This is a genomic window from Oceanobacillus chungangensis (assembly GCF_003369565.1).
In the GTDB taxonomy this organism is placed as follows: domain Bacteria; phylum Bacillota; class Bacilli; order Bacillales; family Amphibacillaceae; genus Oceanobacillus; species Oceanobacillus chungangensis.
Window position 1 is genome coordinate 172,840 of sequence record NZ_PIOD01000008.1, and the last position, 17,138, is coordinate 189,977.

Below are 17,138 nucleotides of genomic sequence, written 5' to 3' on the forward strand. Positions count from 1 at the left end.
TACATGGATTTAATAAGTACGTTAGTTATTAATGGGCTCGCGACAGGCATGTTAATTTTCCTCCTTGCAGCTGGATTAACACTAATCTTTGGCCTAATGAGTGTACTGAACTTTGCCCATGGAGGATTATTTATATGGGGTGCCTATACCGGTGTGTGGAGCTACCAGTTAAGTGGCAGCTTTATCATCGGGATTATTGTTGCGATTGTAACTGGATTATTACTCGGACTTATTACGGAAAAGTTAATCATTCGACCCGTATACGGCAATCACATTCAACAAATCTTAATCACTTTAGGGTTCATGCTCGTGCTGCAGGAATTTATTAAAGTTGTCTTTGGACCGAATCAAATAGCAGTTTCTCCCCCAGCGTTCCTGCAAGGGAGTTTTTATGTTGGTGACGTCATTTTTATCAAGTATCGCCTATTCATTATCATTTTGGGCTTGCTCGTTTACTTTGTTTCGATGTTCATATTAAAACGAACTCGGATCGGATTGATTGTTCGTGCAGGTGTGATGAATAAAGAAATGGTCCAATCACTTGGAATTAATATCCGACTTGTTTTCATGTTGGTTTTCATGGTTGGCGCTGCACTGGCTGCCCTTAGTGGGATGCTTCATGCCCCATACTCTGGTGTGATCTATGCAGAAATGGGGCTGGAATTTTCAATTTTAGCCTTTATAGTAGTTGTAATCGGCGGTATGGGGAGCTTTTCTGGATCATTATTTGCAGCAATCTTAGTAGGTATAGCGCAAGCATTCATGGCATACTATGTCCCAGCACTTTCACTTGCAGTCAATATGTTATTAATGACCGTCGTACTCATCTTTAGACCACAAGGCCTGTTTAAGGCGAAGGGGTGAAAAAATATGAACCTAGCAAAAGTTGAAAAAAGTACATGGATCTATCTTGCTATTAGTTTGTTGTTAGTAATTGTTCCGTTCATCGTAACAGGTAGAAGTATGCAATTTATTATCATTCAGTTTTTCATTTTCGCGATTTTCGCAATGAGTTATGACATTTTATTAGGTTATACAGGAATCATTTCTTTTGGACATGTAATGTTTTTTGGAATTGGAGCCTATTCAACTGCAATTGTAATGAACCGGTTTGATTCGACAATTCTATCGTTTATTTTGGCAATTATTATTGCCATCATCTTGGCCGCAATTGTGAGCTTAATCGTCGGTATGCTGACACTAAGATTAAAAAGCCATTTTTATGCGATGCTCACTTTAGCACTTGCGGGTTTATTCTTGGTTGGAGCTGAGAAGTGGCGGTCTTTAACTGGTGGTAATGATGGATTTACCTTCAGTCTGCCAGAAATTCTCCGTGATTCACAGAGTTTATATATGCTTTGCCTTCTGTCGCTCGTGCTGATTTTCTTTGGACTTAGACGCTTGACGAAATCACCGTTTGGGCGGGTGTTAATGGCGATACGAGAGAATGAAAAACGAACGGAATCGTTAGGCTATAAGATTGTTCATTATAAGGTAATTGCTAGTGTCGTTGCAGGGGTAGTTGCTAGTTTTGCTGGAGTACTCTATTCTATTTCCCTACGTTTCGTAAATACGAGCGTTTTTGCTACAGATATGACGATTGATGTACTTTTAATGACTATTATCGGCGGAGTTGGAACTTTAATTGGACCAATCATTGGTGCAGGATTAGTAGAATTTGCCCATCATTGGCTATCGAGTTTGGCAGATGTTCATTGGATCTTCGAGCGTTGGATTATCTTATATGGGATTGTCTATATTCTCGTCGTTATCTTTTTCCCGCTTGGTATCGTCGGTACAATCCAAAAGAAGTTCTTCAATCGACAGAATTACCAAAAGAAAAAGCAGCAAAATCCCCGTAGAAAACTAGACGAAGGCAGGAAGGAAGATGAGGATGAGCTCTATCGGAATGGTTAGTACAGGAATTTACCTACCTGAAAAACGGATGTCTTCCAATGAATTGGCTTCAGCTGCAAGTCTTCCCCTACATGTTGTCGAAGAAAAAATGGGAATAAAGGAGAAAACATTGCCAGAGGATAAGGATCATACGGCATTAATGGGGATTGATGCTGCAAAAAAAGCAATTGATAAAGCAGGAATTGATCCGAAAGCAATTGACCTTGTGATTTATATTGGTGAAGAACATAAAGAGTATCCTCTTTGGACTGCAGGAATTAAATTACAGCATGAGATTGGTGCGGAGAATGCTTGGGCTTTTGATACGGCGCTTCGCTGTGGAACGACGATTATGGCCTTGAAGCTTGCAAAAGACATGATGACAGCGGATGATGAAATCAATACGGTGCTGCTCGCTGGTGGTTATCGCAATGTTGATTTTATCAATTACCAAAATCCTAATACTCGTTTCATGTTTAATCTTGGAGCTGGTGGAGGAGCAATTATTCTGCAAAAGGGTTACGAGCGAAATCAGCTGCTCGGAACGCATCTGATGACGGATGGATCGTTTTCCGAAGATGTTGTTATCCCAACAGGTGGGACGAAAAGTCCAATTACACAAGATACATTAGCAGCTGGGCTCTATCAGTTCGATGTATTAGATCCAACAGGAATGAAACAAAGACTAGAAGAAAAATCAATGAAAAATTTTATTAGTTGTATTGAAAAGGCATTAGCGAAAAGCGGCTATTCAAAAAAGGATATTGACTATGTTGCGCTCCTACATATGAAGCGTTCTGCACATCATTACGTACTAGATCAACTAGGCGTATCCCATGATAAATCAATCTATTTAGAAGACTATGGTCATATCGGACAAATTGATCAAATTCTTTCACTTGAATTAGCAGAGCAGCAAGGGAAATTGAAGGATGGTTCGATCGTTGTTCTCGTTTCTGCTGGGATTGGCTATGCATGGGGAGCGAATGTGATTAGATGGGGGAAAAATAAGGAGGTTATGTAAAATGGCAATTGTTGAATTGAAGAAAATATTGCTTAACAATGAGGAAGAGCTAGCTTATCGTGAACGAGAAGGTGGGAAGGATGTTGTTATCTTAGTCCATGGCAACATGACATCTTCTGTTCACTGGGATGTAGTAATTGAAAATCTATCAAGAGAATACAAAGTATATGCAGTTGATTTACGTGGCTTTGGAGAGTCAAGCTACAAGCAGCCGATTTTAGCGATTAAGGATTTTGCAGATGATTTGAAGCTATTTGTTGAGGCACTTCAGTTACAAGATTTTGCATTAGTGGGCTGGTCACTCGGTGGAACGGTTTGCCAGCAATTTTGTGCCGATTATCCAGGAAATTGTAATCGTTTGTTTTTGCTTGCATCTGGTTCTTCCAGGGGATATGGATTTTATCCATTAGGAGAAGACGGCTTGCCTGACATTGCAAAACGCTATGAGACACTGGAGGCGGTTAAAGAAGATGATAAGCCGAAGATTGTTCAAACTGCTTATGATACATTAAATTATGACTTCTTACGGCAAATGTGGGATATGGTTATTTACGTTGATAATAAACCATCTCCAGAAAAATACCAAACCTATTTAGAAGAAATGACAAAACAGCGAAATCTGGCAGAATGCTATCAAGCGTTAAATATTTTTAATTTAAGTGCCGTTCACAATGGCCTGGTTGATGGCGAAGATAGAATTAAAGACATTCAAATACCAGTTCTGATAGCTTGGGGAGAAAACGATATGGTCGTGACAAGGCAAATGACAGATGAATTGATAGCCGACTTTGGGGACAGAGCAAACTATCAAGAATTAAAGGGATGCGGTCATTCACCACAAACTGATAATCTTGACCAACTTTTAGGTGTGATGGAGAGATTCCTTAGTAAACAGGAAGTTCTTTAGATAGGGATGACAAAGGCAGAACTGTCGTATATGAATTTGCTTAAGTTCGCTCGCTAACGAAAGTGAAAAATCGATTAAAGGGGTTTTAAAGATGAGGCGATTGCAAGATAAAGTGGCAATTATAACAGGAGCAGCAAATGGGATTGGTCTTGAGGCAGCAAGTACATTTGCAAAAGAAGGTGCAACGGTTGTTATTGCTGATTTCAACGAGGAAAAGGGATTGGATAGCGAAAGGGAGCTATCAGCAAAAGGCTTTACGTGTAAATTTATCCAAGTAAATGTTGCAGAGCGAGATAGTGTTAATCAATTGGTAGATCGTACAGTTCGTGAATATGGAAAAATTGATATTTTAGTAAATAATGCAGGAATAACACGAGATGCAATGCTTTCAAAAATGACTTTACTAGAGTTTCAGCAAGTGATTGATGTAAATTTAACTGGTGTATTTCATTGCACACAGGCGGTTCTCCCATCTATGGTTGCACAAGGGAAGGGGAAAATAATTAGCACCTCATCCGTTTCTGGCGTTTATGGAAATGTAGGGCAAACGAATTATGCTGCAGCAAAAGCAGCCATTATTGGTATGACAAAAACATGGGCAAAAGAGCTAGCAAGAAAAGGAATTAATGTAAATGCAGTTGTACCGGGCTTCACGGAAACGAGCATGGTCCAAGCGGTACCAGATAAAGTAATCGACAAAATGAAGGAACAAATTCCAATGCAGCGTCTTGGAAGGCCGGAAGATATCGCAAATGCATATTTATTCCTAGCATCTGACGAATCCGATTATGTAAATGGTCATGCATTGCATGTTGATGGTGGTATTATGATGTAGGTGAAAGACGAGAGCTGTCCTGTTTCATTGGATGGCTCTTTTGTTAGTTTTCCTTGGAGGAATAAGGATGGACACTCCAGAAATTGGAATCCTCGCTCCATCTCTATGCCTAAGCCTTCCAAATTCGAATAAAGCAACTCGACTTTCAACCTAACATTTACAGTAAACTTGTCCCCTTACTCACTATGTAACCACCATGTAACTCTTTCAATCTATACTTTAATTAATATTAGGTGTGGAGGGAGAAGAGGTTATGCACTACAATATCAATTGGTTTGAGAACCGAGTGAAGTTAACGCCACATGAAATCGCGATTATCGATTCAGATACAAATGATTCATGGACATATGAACAACTGCAGTATCGGGTCACTACAATAGTGAATTACTTCCACATGAATGATGTGCGAAAAGGGGATCGAGTTGCAATCCTTGCGCTGAATCATATTAGCTATTTTGATTTCTTTTTTGCTGCGATGAAGGTTGGTGCTATCTTTGTCCCATTAAATTGGAGATTATCTGAAACTGAACTTGAATATATGATTCAAGATGCTGATCCAAAAATAATTGGAGTCGCTCCATCATTTGCAGGGAAAATAAACGCACTTGCAATCAATGCTAGTTTAATCACCATTAGTCACAATCAATATATAAATCACTTACAAACTAAGCAAATCACAGTAAATACCATTCTAAATGAAGAAGATCCATTAGTGATGATATATACGGGGGGGACGACTGGGAAACCAAAAGGGGTTATTCTATCTCATCGGTCCATATTATGGAATGCCTTCAATACAATTATAAGCTGGAACTTAAGTAGTGATGATACGACGCTTACCTGCCTGCCAATGTCCCATACTGGAGGATTAAATGTTTATACTTTACCACTCTTGCTAATTGGTGGAAAGATTGTTATTGCTTCTGAATTTCATGCGGAGAAGGCTGTCCGAGATCTGCTTAAATATAAATGTACGGTCGTATTATTTGTTCCAACAATGTATCACATGATTATTCAAACGAATGTATTTAAACAATCGTCTTTTCCTGACATGAAAGTGTTCGTCACAGGTGGGGCTCCATGTCCGCTTAACATCTATAAGGAATTTTCCAAGAAAGGACTTAAATTTAAAGAAGGGTATGGGTTAACGGAGGCGGGGCCAAATAATTTCTATATTGATTCTAGTGTTGTAGGCTCTAAGTTAGGATCCGTCGGAAAACCTATGCTATTTAATGATATTAAAATAATTAATGAGCATGGAAAAACAGCGTCAATAAACGAGGTTGGGGAATTATTAATTCGTGGAAATCACGCTTTTGAGTATTATTGGAAAAAACAAGAAGAGACGAAAAAAACGATTGTAGATGGCTGGATACACACAGGAGATCTTGCTAAGAAAGATCAAGATGGATATGTATATATTGTTGGCAGAAAGAAAGATATGATTATAACAGGTGGGGAGAATGTTTATCCATTAGAAATAGAACAGTGGCTTGAAGCCCATCCTAATATTGATGAAGCAGCTGTGATTGGTATGCCAGATGAAAAATGGGGAGAGGTTGTTACTGCATTTGTTGTTTTAATAAATGAAATGACAGAAGCAGAGCTGGAAGCCTATTGTAACCAAAAATTAACCCGGTATAAGGTACCGAAGAAGTTTTTCATTATTAAGGAGCTGCCGAAGACATCTATTGGGAAAATAAATAAAGTTTCATTGCGAAAAATAGAAGTGTAGTAATGCACACTAAGCATTTTTTGTAGAAAATCTGGAGCGAGCATAAAGGTAATTTGGTCAGAATCCGAACATTAAGCAAATTTAATATTAAATCGTACGATTTTTATTGACAGTGCTACTTTGAGTTTGTTATGCTTAACACGACAAAAGAATACGGAAAACACCTCATATATACTAAGGATATGGCTTAGAGTCTCTACCTAGCACCGTAAATGCTAGACTATGGGGAAGATGAGTCATTGCCCGTTACAATGATCTGTTTTTACATTGAAGTTTATTCATCTTCTCATAGTATTTGAGGAAGAAGAATGAACTTTTTTATTTTGTAGCAAATATGGGGACAGTGATCTCCATCTGCACCTTGGTTAAACGAAGTGTAAGTTATCTAAAATTTTCAAAAAGAGAAAGAGGGATCTCATGGCACAGGTTGGCGTAATAATGGGAAGTATTTCGGACTGGGAAACGATGCAGCATACATGTGAGGTACTTGAGGAATTAAACATTACTTATGAAAAAGATGTCATTTCCGCACATCGCACACCAGATGATATGTTTACGTATGCGAAGTCAGCTCGAGATCGTGGCTTGAAGGTTATTATTGCTGGAGCTGGTGGTGCTGCACATTTACCAGGTATGGTTGCATCGCAAACAACACTGCCAGTAATTGGTATTCCTGTACAATCGAAAGCTTTGAATGGATTGGATTCCTTATTATCAATTGTGCAAATGCCTGGTGGTGTCCCAACTGCGACCGTTGCAATCGGCAAGGCGGGAGCTACCAATGCTGGAATTCTAGCAGCACAAATAATTGGTGCATTTGACGAAACAGTTGCAGAAAGACTAATAAACTATCGGAAAAAAATGCAGGAAAAAGTGACAGAAATGAGGGACGAACTTGCTAGAAAATAACGTTATACTCCCACCACAAACGATCGGCATCATTGGCGGCGGACAACTCGGAAGAATGATGGCAATCGCCGCTAGATATATGGGATATAAGATTGCGGTATTAGATCCAACACCAAATTGCCCGGCAGCTCAGGTTGCAGATAAGCAGATTGTTGCGGCATATGATGACATGAGTGCAATTAAAGAATTAACGATAATCAGTGATGTTGTTACCTATGAATTTGAAAATGTCGATCTAGAAGCTGCGAGATTCATAGAAGCAGAGGGTAAATTACCACAAGGAGCTTTAGCACTAGAAATTACACAGAACAGGGAAAAAGAAAAACACTTAATGAAGGATGCTGGTTTACCAATTCCGTCATTTACGATTGTAACGAGTGGAAAAGAATGTGAAACAGCTTTAGAAAATATTACATTTCCTGCAGTGATCAAAACCTGTCGTGGCGGTTACGATGGGAAGGGGCAAATAAAATTAGTATCAAAAGACGACATATCGCAAGCAATCGATTTTGCTGAAAAGAACAAGCACTGCATTATCGAACAATGGATTACATTTAATCAAGAGATTTCCGTCATTTTTACAAGAACAACTGAGGGTCAAATTGAGTTTTTCCCGATTGCAGAAAATGAACATCGTGACCATATTCTATATAAAACGACGGTGCCGGCAAGTATTAGTGAAACAGTTAGTACACAAGCATATGAAGCAGCAACGATTCTAGCAGATAAGATGAATATCGTTGGTACGTTCACGATTGAAATGTTTGTTAAAGATAATGAGATTTATTTGAATGAGATGGCCCCTCGGCCACATAATTCGGGCCATTATACGATAGAGGCATGTAACATTTCACAATTTACTCAGCATATCCGAGCACTTTGTGGATTACAGCTGGCAGTGATTGAGCTCCTTCAGCCTTCCATCATGATAAATATTTTAGGTGACGCGATGGAAGCAGTTATACATGCAATGCCCGATGCGAAAGATGGTTTCATTCACCTTTATGGGAAAGACGAAGCGAAAACCAAGCGGAAGATGGGACATATCACGTTTATTGGCAAAACAAAAGAAATATTAGATACGCAGGTACAGCATTTCGAAGCAGGCCTATCGTAATTAGAGAAAAATAATAATTCAATTTTTGGAGGGAACCATTGATGTCACAACATAAAATTAGTCCAGGTCAAATTGAAAACGAGAAGATTTATAGAGAAATGGGATTGACAGACCAGGAGTATGAAATGGCAAAAGAAGCTTTAAAGCGCCAACCAAACTATACGGAAACAGGAATTTTCTCCGTTATGTGGTCTGAGCATTGCAGCTATAAAACCTCGAAACCATTACTTAAGAAGTTCCCTACAAAAGGTGAACATGTATTACAGGGACCTGGCGAAGGTGCTGGAGTTGTCGATATTGGTGATAATCAAGCAGTTGTTTTCAAAATTGAAAGCCATAATAGTCCATCCGCGGTTGAACCATTTGAAGGTGCTGCAACAGGTGTTGGGGGAATCGTTCGTGATGTGTTCTCAATGGGTGCGAAACCAATTGCTGCACTGAACTCATTACGTTTTGGAAATTTAGATAATGACAATACAAAAATGCTGTTCTCAGAAGTTGTTCGAGGAATTGCTAGTTATGGAAATGTAATTGAAGTTCCAACAGTTGGTGGTGAAGTTCAGTTCGATGCACAATATGAAGGAAATCCACTTGTAAATGCGATGATTGTTGGACTCGTTAATCATGATGACGTGCAAAAAGGAATTGCTGCAGGTGTAGGTAATACAGTCATTTATGCTGGTGGAGATACAGGAAAAGATGGTATTCACGGTGCAACTTTCTCTTCTGATGTTGTTGATGGCGGGCAAGAGGGGAATTCTTCTGCAGTAGCAATTGGTGATCCACATATCGGTAAGAAGCTAATCGCAGCATGTTTAGATGTTATCCATTCCGATGCATTAGTAGGAATTCAGGATATGGGAGCGGCCGGATTAACCTCATCAGCAAGTGAAATGGCAGCAAAAGCGGGAACAGGAATTGAAATGAATCTCGATCTAGTACCACAACGTGAAGCAGGAATGAATGCATACGAAATTATGCTATCTGAATCACAGGAGCGGATGCTACTTGTCGTTAAAAAAGGGCAAGAACAAGAAATCTTAGATATTTTTGCGAAGCATGATGTGGATGCAGCAGTTGTCGGTGAAGTAATTGAGGATAAGGCATTCCGAATTAAGCAGCATGGGGAGCTTGTAGTAGATATCCCTGTAACTGCGCTAACTGACGATGCACCTGTATATCATTTGCCATCCCAAGAAGCGGCATATTACAAGGAGTTCCAAGCAATCGAGAATACAGTGCCACAAGTTGATGACCATCAGAAAATGCTGCGAAACTTATTACAGCAACCAACGATTGCAAATAAGGAATGGGCATACAAGCAATATGATTCTAAAGCTCAAGGAAACACGATTGCTGGTCCAGGATCTGACGCGGCAATTGTAAGGATTGAAGGAACAAATAAAGCAATTGCCATGACGACGGATTGTAATTCCCGTTACATTTACTTAGACCCTGAGGTTGGCGGGAAGATTGCAGTTGCTGAGGCTGCTCGAAATCTAGTTTGCTCTGGTGCAAAGCCATTAGCGATTACGGATGGTTTAAACTATGGAAACCCAACAAATCCAGAAGTGTTTTGGCAAATGGAGAAGAGTATCGATGGTATCAGTGCTGCATGTTTAGCACTAGAAACACCTGTTATTAGTGGAAATGTTTCCCTTTATAATCAATCAAAAGAAGAAGCAATCTTACCAACGCCAATCATTGGTATGGTCGGAATAGTTGAAAATACAGAGTATGTAACAGCAAATCATTTCCAACAAGATGGTGACCTTGTTTACTTAATCGGTGATACACTTCCTGAATTTGGTGGAAGTGAATTGCAAAATGTTGTAGAAGGAAATTACGCTGGGAAGGCTCCAGTAATCGATCTGCAAGTGGAAGCGAATCGTCAACAACTGCTAAGCAATGCAATTCAGCAGGGAATCGTACAGTCTGCGCATGATTTATCTGAGGGTGGATTAGCGGTAGCATTGGCTGAGAGTACATTTAAAGGCCAAGATTTAGGTGTCCAAGTAAGTCTTACAGGTGACGCTACAGTAGCTTTATTTAGTGAATCACAATCCCGATTTTTAGTAACTGTAAAAGAAGAAAATAAAGCGAAATTTGTTAATCTAATTAGTGATGCTAATCAAATTGGTATTGTTACCGGCGATGGTAATTTATCAGTTCATGTAAATGAAGAAGTAGTGATTGAGGAAAAGGTTGCAGATCTTCAAAAACTTTGGAATGAAGCGATCCCGAATTTAGTAGCAGCAAAGAATTAATTGGAATAACCAGGCTATATTAGCTCCTTAACATTGGATAAAGACTCCAGAGCGGTGGGCCTGTAAATCTGGGGAAAAGAGGAGTGCATTATGTTTGGAATTTGGGGGCATGAAAAAGCAGCCGAGCTAACGTACTATGGATTACATTCCCTCCAGCATCGTGGGCAAGAGGGAGCCGGAATCGTTGTTAGTAATGGGAAGAAATTAGAACTTCATAAGGATACGGGATTAGTCAATGATGTTTTCACGCGTGCGAATTTCCCTGAACTCTTAGGAAATGCTGCAATTGGTCATGTTCGTTATTCCACCAATGGGGCAAAGGGAATTGATAATGTTCAACCATTATTATTCCGGTCGCAAACGGGAAGTATGGCTCTAGCATTAGATGGGAACATCATAAACGGACAAAAGCTTCGAGGAGAGCTTGAGGACGAGGGGAGTATTCTACAAACTTCATCAGATACGGAACTCCTTGCACATTTAATTAGAAGGAAAGGCCATGAAGTCAATGAGGAAACAATCGCAAGTGCATTACAGCAATTTGTTGGTGCCTATGCATATTTGATTATTAAGGAAGATAAAATGTATGCTGCCCTTGATTCCTCTGGCATTCGTGCATTATCGATTGGCAGATTAGGAGATTCCTATGTTGTAGCATCAGAAACCTGTGCATTTGATCAAATCGGTGCAACGTTCGAAAGAGAAGTTATGCCAGGTGAACTTGTTACAATTAGTGATGAAGGAATAAAATCCACAAGATTTTCCATTCGCGAGCCACGGAAAATGTGTGCGATGGAATATGTTTACCTATCTCGGCCTGATAGCGACGTTAATTATGTGAATGTTCATGCATCACGGAAGCGTATGGGCAAGGAATTAGCAAAGGAAGCTCCAGCTGATGCAGACATCGTAATCGGTGTACCAGATTCCAGTATTTCAGCTGCAATTGGTTATGCAGAACAAAGTGGCCTACCTTATGAAATGGGGATAATTAAAAATCGTTATGTCGGTCGGACATTTATCCAACCATCACAGGAGTTACGTGAACAAGGGGTACGAATGAAGCTAGCACCTGTTCGTGGAATTGTCGAAGGGAAACGAATCATTATGATCGATGATTCAATTGTACGAGGAACGACAAGTAAGCGAATCGTTCAGATGCTAAAAGATGCCGGAGCAAAAGAGGTGCATGTTCGCATTGCCTCACCGTCGATACAGCATCCATGTCATTACGGGATTGATATGTCAACAAAAGAAGAATTAATAGCGGCCAATAACACGGAAGAAGAAATAGCAGAAATCATTGGTGCAGATAGCTTAGCATATTTATCCGATAAAGGACTTGAAGAGGCCATTGTCAAAGATAAAACGATTAATCAAGGAGTATGCATGGCATGTATGACAGGGAAATATCCTGTCATGGAAAATGAGAAAATGGATTGTAAATTCACAACGCATTAAGGTGAGAAAACGGTGTGAATCGGAGCGAGTGCTCGTGAATTCAAATAAGCGCTCCAAATAGGTCAGTGATGCTCTGGAAATCGAATAAGCGCTCCAAATAGGTCAGTGATCGCTCTAGAAATCGAATAAGCGCTCCAACAAGGCCCTTGATCGCTCTGGAAATCGAATGAGAGCTCATACTAGGTCAGTGACCGCTCGGAAAATCGAATAAGCGCTCCACTCCACTCATAAATTATTCACCTAACCACAAAAGCAATAACATTAGAAGAGGATGTGTCATCGTATCATGTCAGATGTATATAAAAATGCTGGGGTAGATGTAGAAAAGGGTTATGAAGCAGTTGAACGGATGAAAAAGCATATTGCCAAAACCACTCGCCCTGAAGTATTAGGCGGTATTGGTTCCTTTGCGGGACTGTTTGATTTAACCAATTTTAATTATAAAGAACCTGTAATGGTTTCTGGCACAGATGGCGTGGGAACAAAGCTGAAGCTTGCATTTAAATTAGATAAGCATGATTCTGTTGGTATCGATCTTGTCGCAATGTGTGCGAATGATATTATTGCCCAAGGTGCTAAAGTTCTGTTTTTCCTCGACTATATTGCATGTGGGAAAAATGAACCTGAGCGAATTGAACAAATCGTTGCTGGTGTTGCAGCTGGATGTGTTGATGCAGGTGCAGCGTTAATTGGCGGAGAAACGGCAGAAATGCCAGGAATGTATCAGGACGATGAATATGATCTGGCAGGCTTTGTTGTTGGAATTGCCGAAAAATCAAAGCTGATTACAGGGGAATCGATTCAAGCAGGTGATGTAGTGATTGGTCTAGCTTCAAGTGGGGTTCACTCTAATGGTTACTCACTTGTTCGAAAAGTTACCAAGGAGCTTGATTTGAATAAAACCTATGAAGGATTGTCTCAATCACTTGGCGAGACATTACTAACACCAACGAAAATTTATGCGAAACCAGTATCTGCAGCTTTAGAAAAGATAGAAATAAAAGGTATTTCACATATTACTGGCGGAGGTTTTTATGAAAACTTCCCACGGATGATGCCCGCAGGACTAGGTGTAGAAATTGAAAAAAATAGTTGGGATATCCCAGAGATTTTCCCATTCTTACAAGAGAAAGGCGCGATACCGGAGAAAGAAATGTACGGCGTGTTTAATATGGGGATTGGTATGGCGCTAGTTGTGACAGAAAAAGATGTTGACAGCACAATCGCTATTCTTGAAGAACAAGGGGAAAAAGCAACTGTAATTGGTAAGATCGTCGCAAATGAAGGGGTGCATTTCACATCATGAGCAAGCTAAAAGCAGCGGTATTTGCATCTGGGGCAGGGAGTAATTTTCAAGCAATAATTGAAAAGAGAGATTTAGCTTGTGAAATTGCCTTACTTATTTGTGACAAGCAAAATGCCGGTGTGATTGAGATAGCGAAGAAACATCAGATTCCGACATTCATTTTTAGTGCAAAAGAATTTGCATCAAAGCAAGCATTTGAGGAAAAAATCGTTTCCGAACTAAGAAAAATAGAAGTATCGTGGATTTTCCTTGCAGGCTATATGCGGATTGTTGGTTCGACATTATTACAAGCATTTCCAGGGAAAATAGTAAACATTCATCCATCATTTTTGCCGAATTTTCCTGGAAAGGATGCAATTGAGCAAGCATATCAAGCGGGGGTCAATACTACAGGCGTAACGGTACATTATATTGATGAGGGAATTGATACGGGACCAATTATTGCTCAGGAATCGGTAGCTATTTATAGTGAAGATACAGAAGAGACATTGAAAAAGAGAATTCAAGAAGTAGAGCATGAATTATATCCAAACGTAATTAATCAACTTTTACAACAAAGTGAGGGCTAAAAATAATGAAGAAACGTGCGTTAATTAGTGTTTCCAATAAGGATAATTTGCAAGAATTTGCTAAAGGTCTAGATATGTTAGGTTACGAAATCATCTCAACAGGTGGCGGTACATACCAAACGATTAAAGATGCTGGGGTCGTGCCAATCTTAGTAGAAGATATTACGGGCTTCCCGGAAATTATGGACGGTCGTGTGAAAACCTTGCATCCTCTTGTCCATGGAGGAATTCTAGCGAAACGAGCTAATGAAGAGCACATCAGACAGATGGAAGAAAATAATATCGAACCAATTGATATTATTGTCGTTAACCTATACCCGTTCAAAGAAACGCTGGAAAAAGCAGGTGTATCGAAAGAAGAAATCATTGAAAATATTGATATTGGTGGACCAACAATGCTTCGAGCAGCAGCGAAAAACTTTGAGGATATAATTGTTGTAGTTGATCCAGCTGATTATGACAGCGTACTTGAAGGATTACGTGAAGAAACATTTGATTTTGAAAAGCGCAAACAGCTTGCAGGGAAGGTATTCCGTCACACAGCATATTATGATGCAATGATTGCACAGTATTTCATGACTGAAACGAATGAGGAATTCCCGGAAACTTACACCGTTACATATGAAAAGGTACAAGATTTACGCTATGGGGAAAACCCGCATCAACAAGCAGCATTTTATAAAAATCCAATCGTTAAAACGATGAGTTTAGCAACAGCGAAGCAGCTTCATGGTAAGGAATTATCTTATAACAACATTCAGGATGCAAATGCTGCCGTAGAGATTTTATCGGAATACGACAATCCAGCTGCAGTTGCAGTAAAACATATGAACCCATGTGGAATTGGTGTTGCGGAAACAATCAATCAAGCATTTGAAAAAGCGTATGAAGCAGATTCAACATCAATCTTCGGTGGAATTGTTGCATTAAATCGTGAGGTTGATGCAGCAACAGCTGAGAAGCTAAGTGGAATTTTCTTGGAAATCGTGATTGCACCAAGCTTTGCAGAAGAAGCATTTGCGATTCTTTCGAAGAAGAAAAATATTCGTTTACTCGAATTAGAAATGAATGAGGAAAAGGCAGGAAACCATAAGCTTACAACTGTTGATGGTGGGGTCCTGATCCAAAGCCGTGATAAAGGAAAAGTAACGGCAGCTGATTTAAAGGTTGCGACTAAACGGGAACCAACCGAACAAGAAGTAGCAGATTTATTGTTTGCATGGAAAGCAGTAAAACATGTGAAGTCCAATGCAATTGTGCTTGCAAAGGATAACCAAACAGTTGGTGTTGGAGCCGGGCAAATGAATCGTGTTGGATCCGCATTAATTGCGATTGAACAAGCAGGAGAAAAGACAAAAGGATCCGTCATGGCATCTGATGCATACTTCCCTATGCCAGATACAGTAGAAAAGGCGATTAAAGCAGGAGTAACAGCGATTATCCAGCCAGGTGGTTCGATTCGCGATCAGGATTCGATTGATGTTTGTGATGAGCATGGAATTGCCATGGTGTATACAGGGATGCGTCATTTTAAACATTAGAAAACTGGTACATTTCCCTAGTTTTCTAAGCTTTTAATCCAGTTAGAGGGAGGCATTCTTGATGAATGTATTAGTAGTCGGACGTGGTGGACGTGAACATAGTATTGTTATGAAGCTTGCAGAAAGTAAGCGGATTGCAAACCTATATGCAGCGCCAGGAAACGGTGGAATGAGTGACCAGGCAAAAATGATTCCAATTGATGAAATGGATATCGAAGGTTTAGTAAAGTTTGCTAAGGAGGCAGCGATTGATCTTACTATTGTCGGACCAGAAGCCCCACTTAATGCAGGTATTGCTAATCGTTTCCATGAAGCTGGTTTAGCTATCTTTGCACCAACAAAGGAAGCGGCATTATTAGAAGGCAGCAAACGCTTTGCTAAAGAAATAATGGAGAAATATGAGATTCCTACTGCGGCATATGCGACATTCACAGACGCTGAGGCAGCGAAGTCATATATCGAAGAAAAAGGTGCACCAATTGTAATAAAAGCTGACGGACTTGCAGCAGGAAAAGGTGTTGTCGTTGCGGAAACGAAAGAGGATGCTCTTCAGGCAGTTGATGACATGCTTGTGTCAAAAAACTTCGCTAGTGCAGGAGCAACTATCGTAATCGAGGAATTCTTAGATGGAAAAGAATTTTCGCTAATGGCTTTCGTTTATGAAAATAAGGTGTATCCAATGGTAACAGCTAGAGATCATAAACGGGCTTATGATCATGATGCGGGTCCGAACACTGGAGGAATGGGAGCATTTGCGCCAGTCCCTGATGTGACGAAAGCACATATTAGCTTTGCAATGGACAATATATTACAAAAAACAGTAGAAGGTATGATTGATGAGGGACGTCCCTTCACTGGAATCCTGTATGCGGGATTAATCATGACGGAGGAAGGTCCAAAAGTAATTGAATTCAATACGAGATTCGGTGATCCAGAAACACAGGTCGTACTCCCGTTATTAAAAAATGATTTGCTCCAAGTTTTCCTTGATGTGTTAGCAGGAGAAGATCCGCAATTATCATGGGAGGATGAAAATTGTGTCGGGGTTGTCTTAGCATCAAATGGCTATCCGGGTGCATATAATAAAGGTAGATTAATCCCTTCATTTATTACTCCCAATAACGAATTCATAGTGCACGCAGGTACAATACGCGATGGTGAATCACTTGTATCGGATGGTGGTCGAGTGCTCTTAGTAGGTGCAAAAGATACTACGCTCGCCGGCGCATCAAAAGCAGTCTATAATGTGCTAAACTCAGCAAACGACATGAGTAACTTCTTTTATAGAAAAGATATCGGCAACGCGTAAAAACTCAACTTATAAGGGCGATCGAATTTCCCTTATAAGTTGTTTTTTTATAAAGCACATATCTTATTTATTTGTTGCAATTTAGATGAACTGCGGTCTAGTTTCGATGTTAAATTCGGGGTAAGACAGTTGCGCAACTTAGGGTGAAAAAGGCTTCGGTAGAGTTACACCTTCGTTAGAAAATCTACCTTTATTTTTGAGGAGTACTCTGCCTATAGCGAAGATGAATAGAGATATTTAGTTCATTCGTAATTCCTATCTC

General features: G+C 39.9%; 14 protein-coding genes and 1 riboswitch. All 14 genes read left to right on the plus strand.

What is annotated here, in order from left to right:
* Positions 1–3 precede the first annotated feature (3 nt).
* The 14 genes from CWR45_RS09090 (at position 4) to purD (ending at position 16,876) form a co-directional block, all read left to right on the plus strand.
* Positions 4–864, plus strand: coding sequence for a branched-chain amino acid ABC transporter permease (locus CWR45_RS09090; protein ID WP_115749550.1), 861 nt, complete (start codon positions 4–6; stop codon positions 862–864).
* Positions 865–870: 6 nt separating this feature from the next.
* Entirely contained in the window at positions 871–1,917 is a 1,047-nt protein-coding gene (locus CWR45_RS09095) for a branched-chain amino acid ABC transporter permease (RefSeq protein WP_115749551.1), read from the plus strand.
* A complete protein-coding gene (locus tag CWR45_RS09100; protein WP_115749552.1) occupies positions 1,895–2,920 on the plus strand; it encodes a 3-oxoacyl-ACP synthase in 1,026 nt (341 codons plus the stop codon). The genes CWR45_RS09095 and CWR45_RS09100 overlap by 23 nt, the downstream gene beginning before the upstream one ends.
* A gap of 1 nt (position 2,921) precedes the next feature.
* Positions 2,922–3,827 carry an intracellular short-chain-length polyhydroxyalkanoate depolymerase gene (gene phaZ, locus CWR45_RS09105; protein WP_115749553.1) on the plus strand — a complete coding sequence of 302 codons (906 nt, stop codon included), beginning with the start codon at positions 2,922–2,924 and terminating at the stop codon, positions 3,825–3,827.
* 91 nt (positions 3,828–3,918) lie between these two features.
* Positions 3,919–4,662 (plus strand): 3-oxoacyl-ACP reductase FabG, encoded by a 744-nt coding sequence (fabG, locus tag CWR45_RS09110; RefSeq protein WP_115749554.1) that lies wholly within the window; start codon positions 3,919–3,921, stop codon positions 4,660–4,662.
* A 253-nt stretch (positions 4,663–4,915) separates the two neighbouring features.
* Positions 4,916–6,397: an AMP-binding protein gene (locus tag CWR45_RS09115; RefSeq protein ID WP_115749555.1), complete on the plus strand. Its 1,482-nt coding sequence runs from the start codon at positions 4,916–4,918 to the stop codon at positions 6,395–6,397.
* A gap of 145 nt (positions 6,398–6,542) precedes the next feature.
* Positions 6,543–6,640, plus strand: a riboswitch (purine riboswitch).
* A 174-nt stretch (positions 6,641–6,814) separates the two neighbouring features.
* Positions 6,815–7,306 (plus strand): 5-(carboxyamino)imidazole ribonucleotide mutase, encoded by a 492-nt coding sequence (purE, locus tag CWR45_RS09120; protein WP_115749556.1) that lies wholly within the window; start codon positions 6,815–6,817, stop codon positions 7,304–7,306.
* Complete coding sequence (gene purK, locus CWR45_RS09125; protein WP_115749557.1) at positions 7,293–8,423, plus strand: 5-(carboxyamino)imidazole ribonucleotide synthase; 1,131 nt, start codon at positions 7,293–7,295, stop codon at positions 8,421–8,423. The genes purE and purK overlap by 14 nt, the downstream gene beginning before the upstream one ends.
* Before the next feature lie 41 nt (positions 8,424–8,464).
* On the plus strand, positions 8,465–10,690 hold the full coding sequence (gene purL, locus CWR45_RS09130; protein ID WP_211315956.1) for a phosphoribosylformylglycinamidine synthase subunit PurL: 2,226 nt from the start codon (positions 8,465–8,467) through the stop codon (positions 10,688–10,690).
* Between the two features lie 90 nt (positions 10,691–10,780).
* Positions 10,781–12,151 (plus strand): amidophosphoribosyltransferase, encoded by a 1,371-nt coding sequence (purF, locus tag CWR45_RS09135; protein WP_115749559.1) that lies wholly within the window; start codon positions 10,781–10,783, stop codon positions 12,149–12,151.
* A 286-nt stretch (positions 12,152–12,437) separates the two neighbouring features.
* Positions 12,438–13,457 (plus strand): phosphoribosylformylglycinamidine cyclo-ligase, encoded by a 1,020-nt coding sequence (gene purM, locus CWR45_RS09140; RefSeq protein WP_115749560.1) that lies wholly within the window; start codon positions 12,438–12,440, stop codon positions 13,455–13,457.
* Complete coding sequence (purN, locus tag CWR45_RS09145) at positions 13,454–14,026, plus strand: phosphoribosylglycinamide formyltransferase (RefSeq protein WP_115749561.1); 573 nt, start codon at positions 13,454–13,456, stop codon at positions 14,024–14,026. The genes purM and purN overlap by 4 nt, the downstream gene beginning before the upstream one ends.
* A gap of 5 nt (positions 14,027–14,031) precedes the next feature.
* Positions 14,032–15,567, plus strand: coding sequence for a bifunctional phosphoribosylaminoimidazolecarboxamide formyltransferase/IMP cyclohydrolase (gene purH / locus CWR45_RS09150; protein WP_115749562.1), 1,536 nt, complete (start codon positions 14,032–14,034; stop codon positions 15,565–15,567).
* A gap of 61 nt (positions 15,568–15,628) precedes the next feature.
* Positions 15,629–16,876: a phosphoribosylamine--glycine ligase gene (gene purD, locus CWR45_RS09155; RefSeq protein ID WP_115749563.1), complete on the plus strand. Its 1,248-nt coding sequence runs from the start codon at positions 15,629–15,631 to the stop codon at positions 16,874–16,876.
* Positions 16,877–17,138: the final 262 nt, after the last annotated feature.

Excerpts from the sequence above, each read along its gene's own strand:
- CWR45_RS09090 (WP_115749550.1), top strand. The coding sequence starts at position 4 with ATGGATTTAATAAGTACGTTAGTTATTAATGGGCTCGCGACAGGCATG.
- CWR45_RS09095 (WP_115749551.1), top strand. The coding sequence starts at position 871 with ATGAACCTAGCAAAAGTTGAAAAAAGTACATGGATCTATCTTGCTATT.
- CWR45_RS09100 (WP_115749552.1), top strand. The coding sequence starts at position 1,895 with ATGAGCTCTATCGGAATGGTTAGTACAGGAATTTACCTACCTGAAAAA.
- phaZ (WP_115749553.1), top strand. The coding sequence starts at position 2,922 with ATGGCAATTGTTGAATTGAAGAAAATATTGCTTAACAATGAGGAAGAG.
- fabG (WP_115749554.1), top strand. The coding sequence starts at position 3,919 with ATGAGGCGATTGCAAGATAAAGTGGCAATTATAACAGGAGCAGCAAAT.
- CWR45_RS09115 (WP_115749555.1), top strand. The coding sequence starts at position 4,916 with ATGCACTACAATATCAATTGGTTTGAGAACCGAGTGAAGTTAACGCCA.
- purE (WP_115749556.1), top strand. The coding sequence starts at position 6,815 with ATGGCACAGGTTGGCGTAATAATGGGAAGTATTTCGGACTGGGAAACG.
- purL (WP_211315956.1), top strand. The coding sequence starts at position 8,465 with ATGTCACAACATAAAATTAGTCCAGGTCAAATTGAAAACGAGAAGATT.
- purF (WP_115749559.1), top strand. The coding sequence starts at position 10,781 with ATGTTTGGAATTTGGGGGCATGAAAAAGCAGCCGAGCTAACGTACTAT.
- purM (WP_115749560.1), top strand. The coding sequence starts at position 12,438 with ATGTCAGATGTATATAAAAATGCTGGGGTAGATGTAGAAAAGGGTTAT.
- purN (WP_115749561.1), top strand. The coding sequence starts at position 13,454 with ATGAGCAAGCTAAAAGCAGCGGTATTTGCATCTGGGGCAGGGAGTAAT.
- purH (WP_115749562.1), top strand. The coding sequence starts at position 14,032 with ATGAAGAAACGTGCGTTAATTAGTGTTTCCAATAAGGATAATTTGCAA.
- purD (WP_115749563.1), top strand. The coding sequence starts at position 15,629 with ATGAATGTATTAGTAGTCGGACGTGGTGGACGTGAACATAGTATTGTT.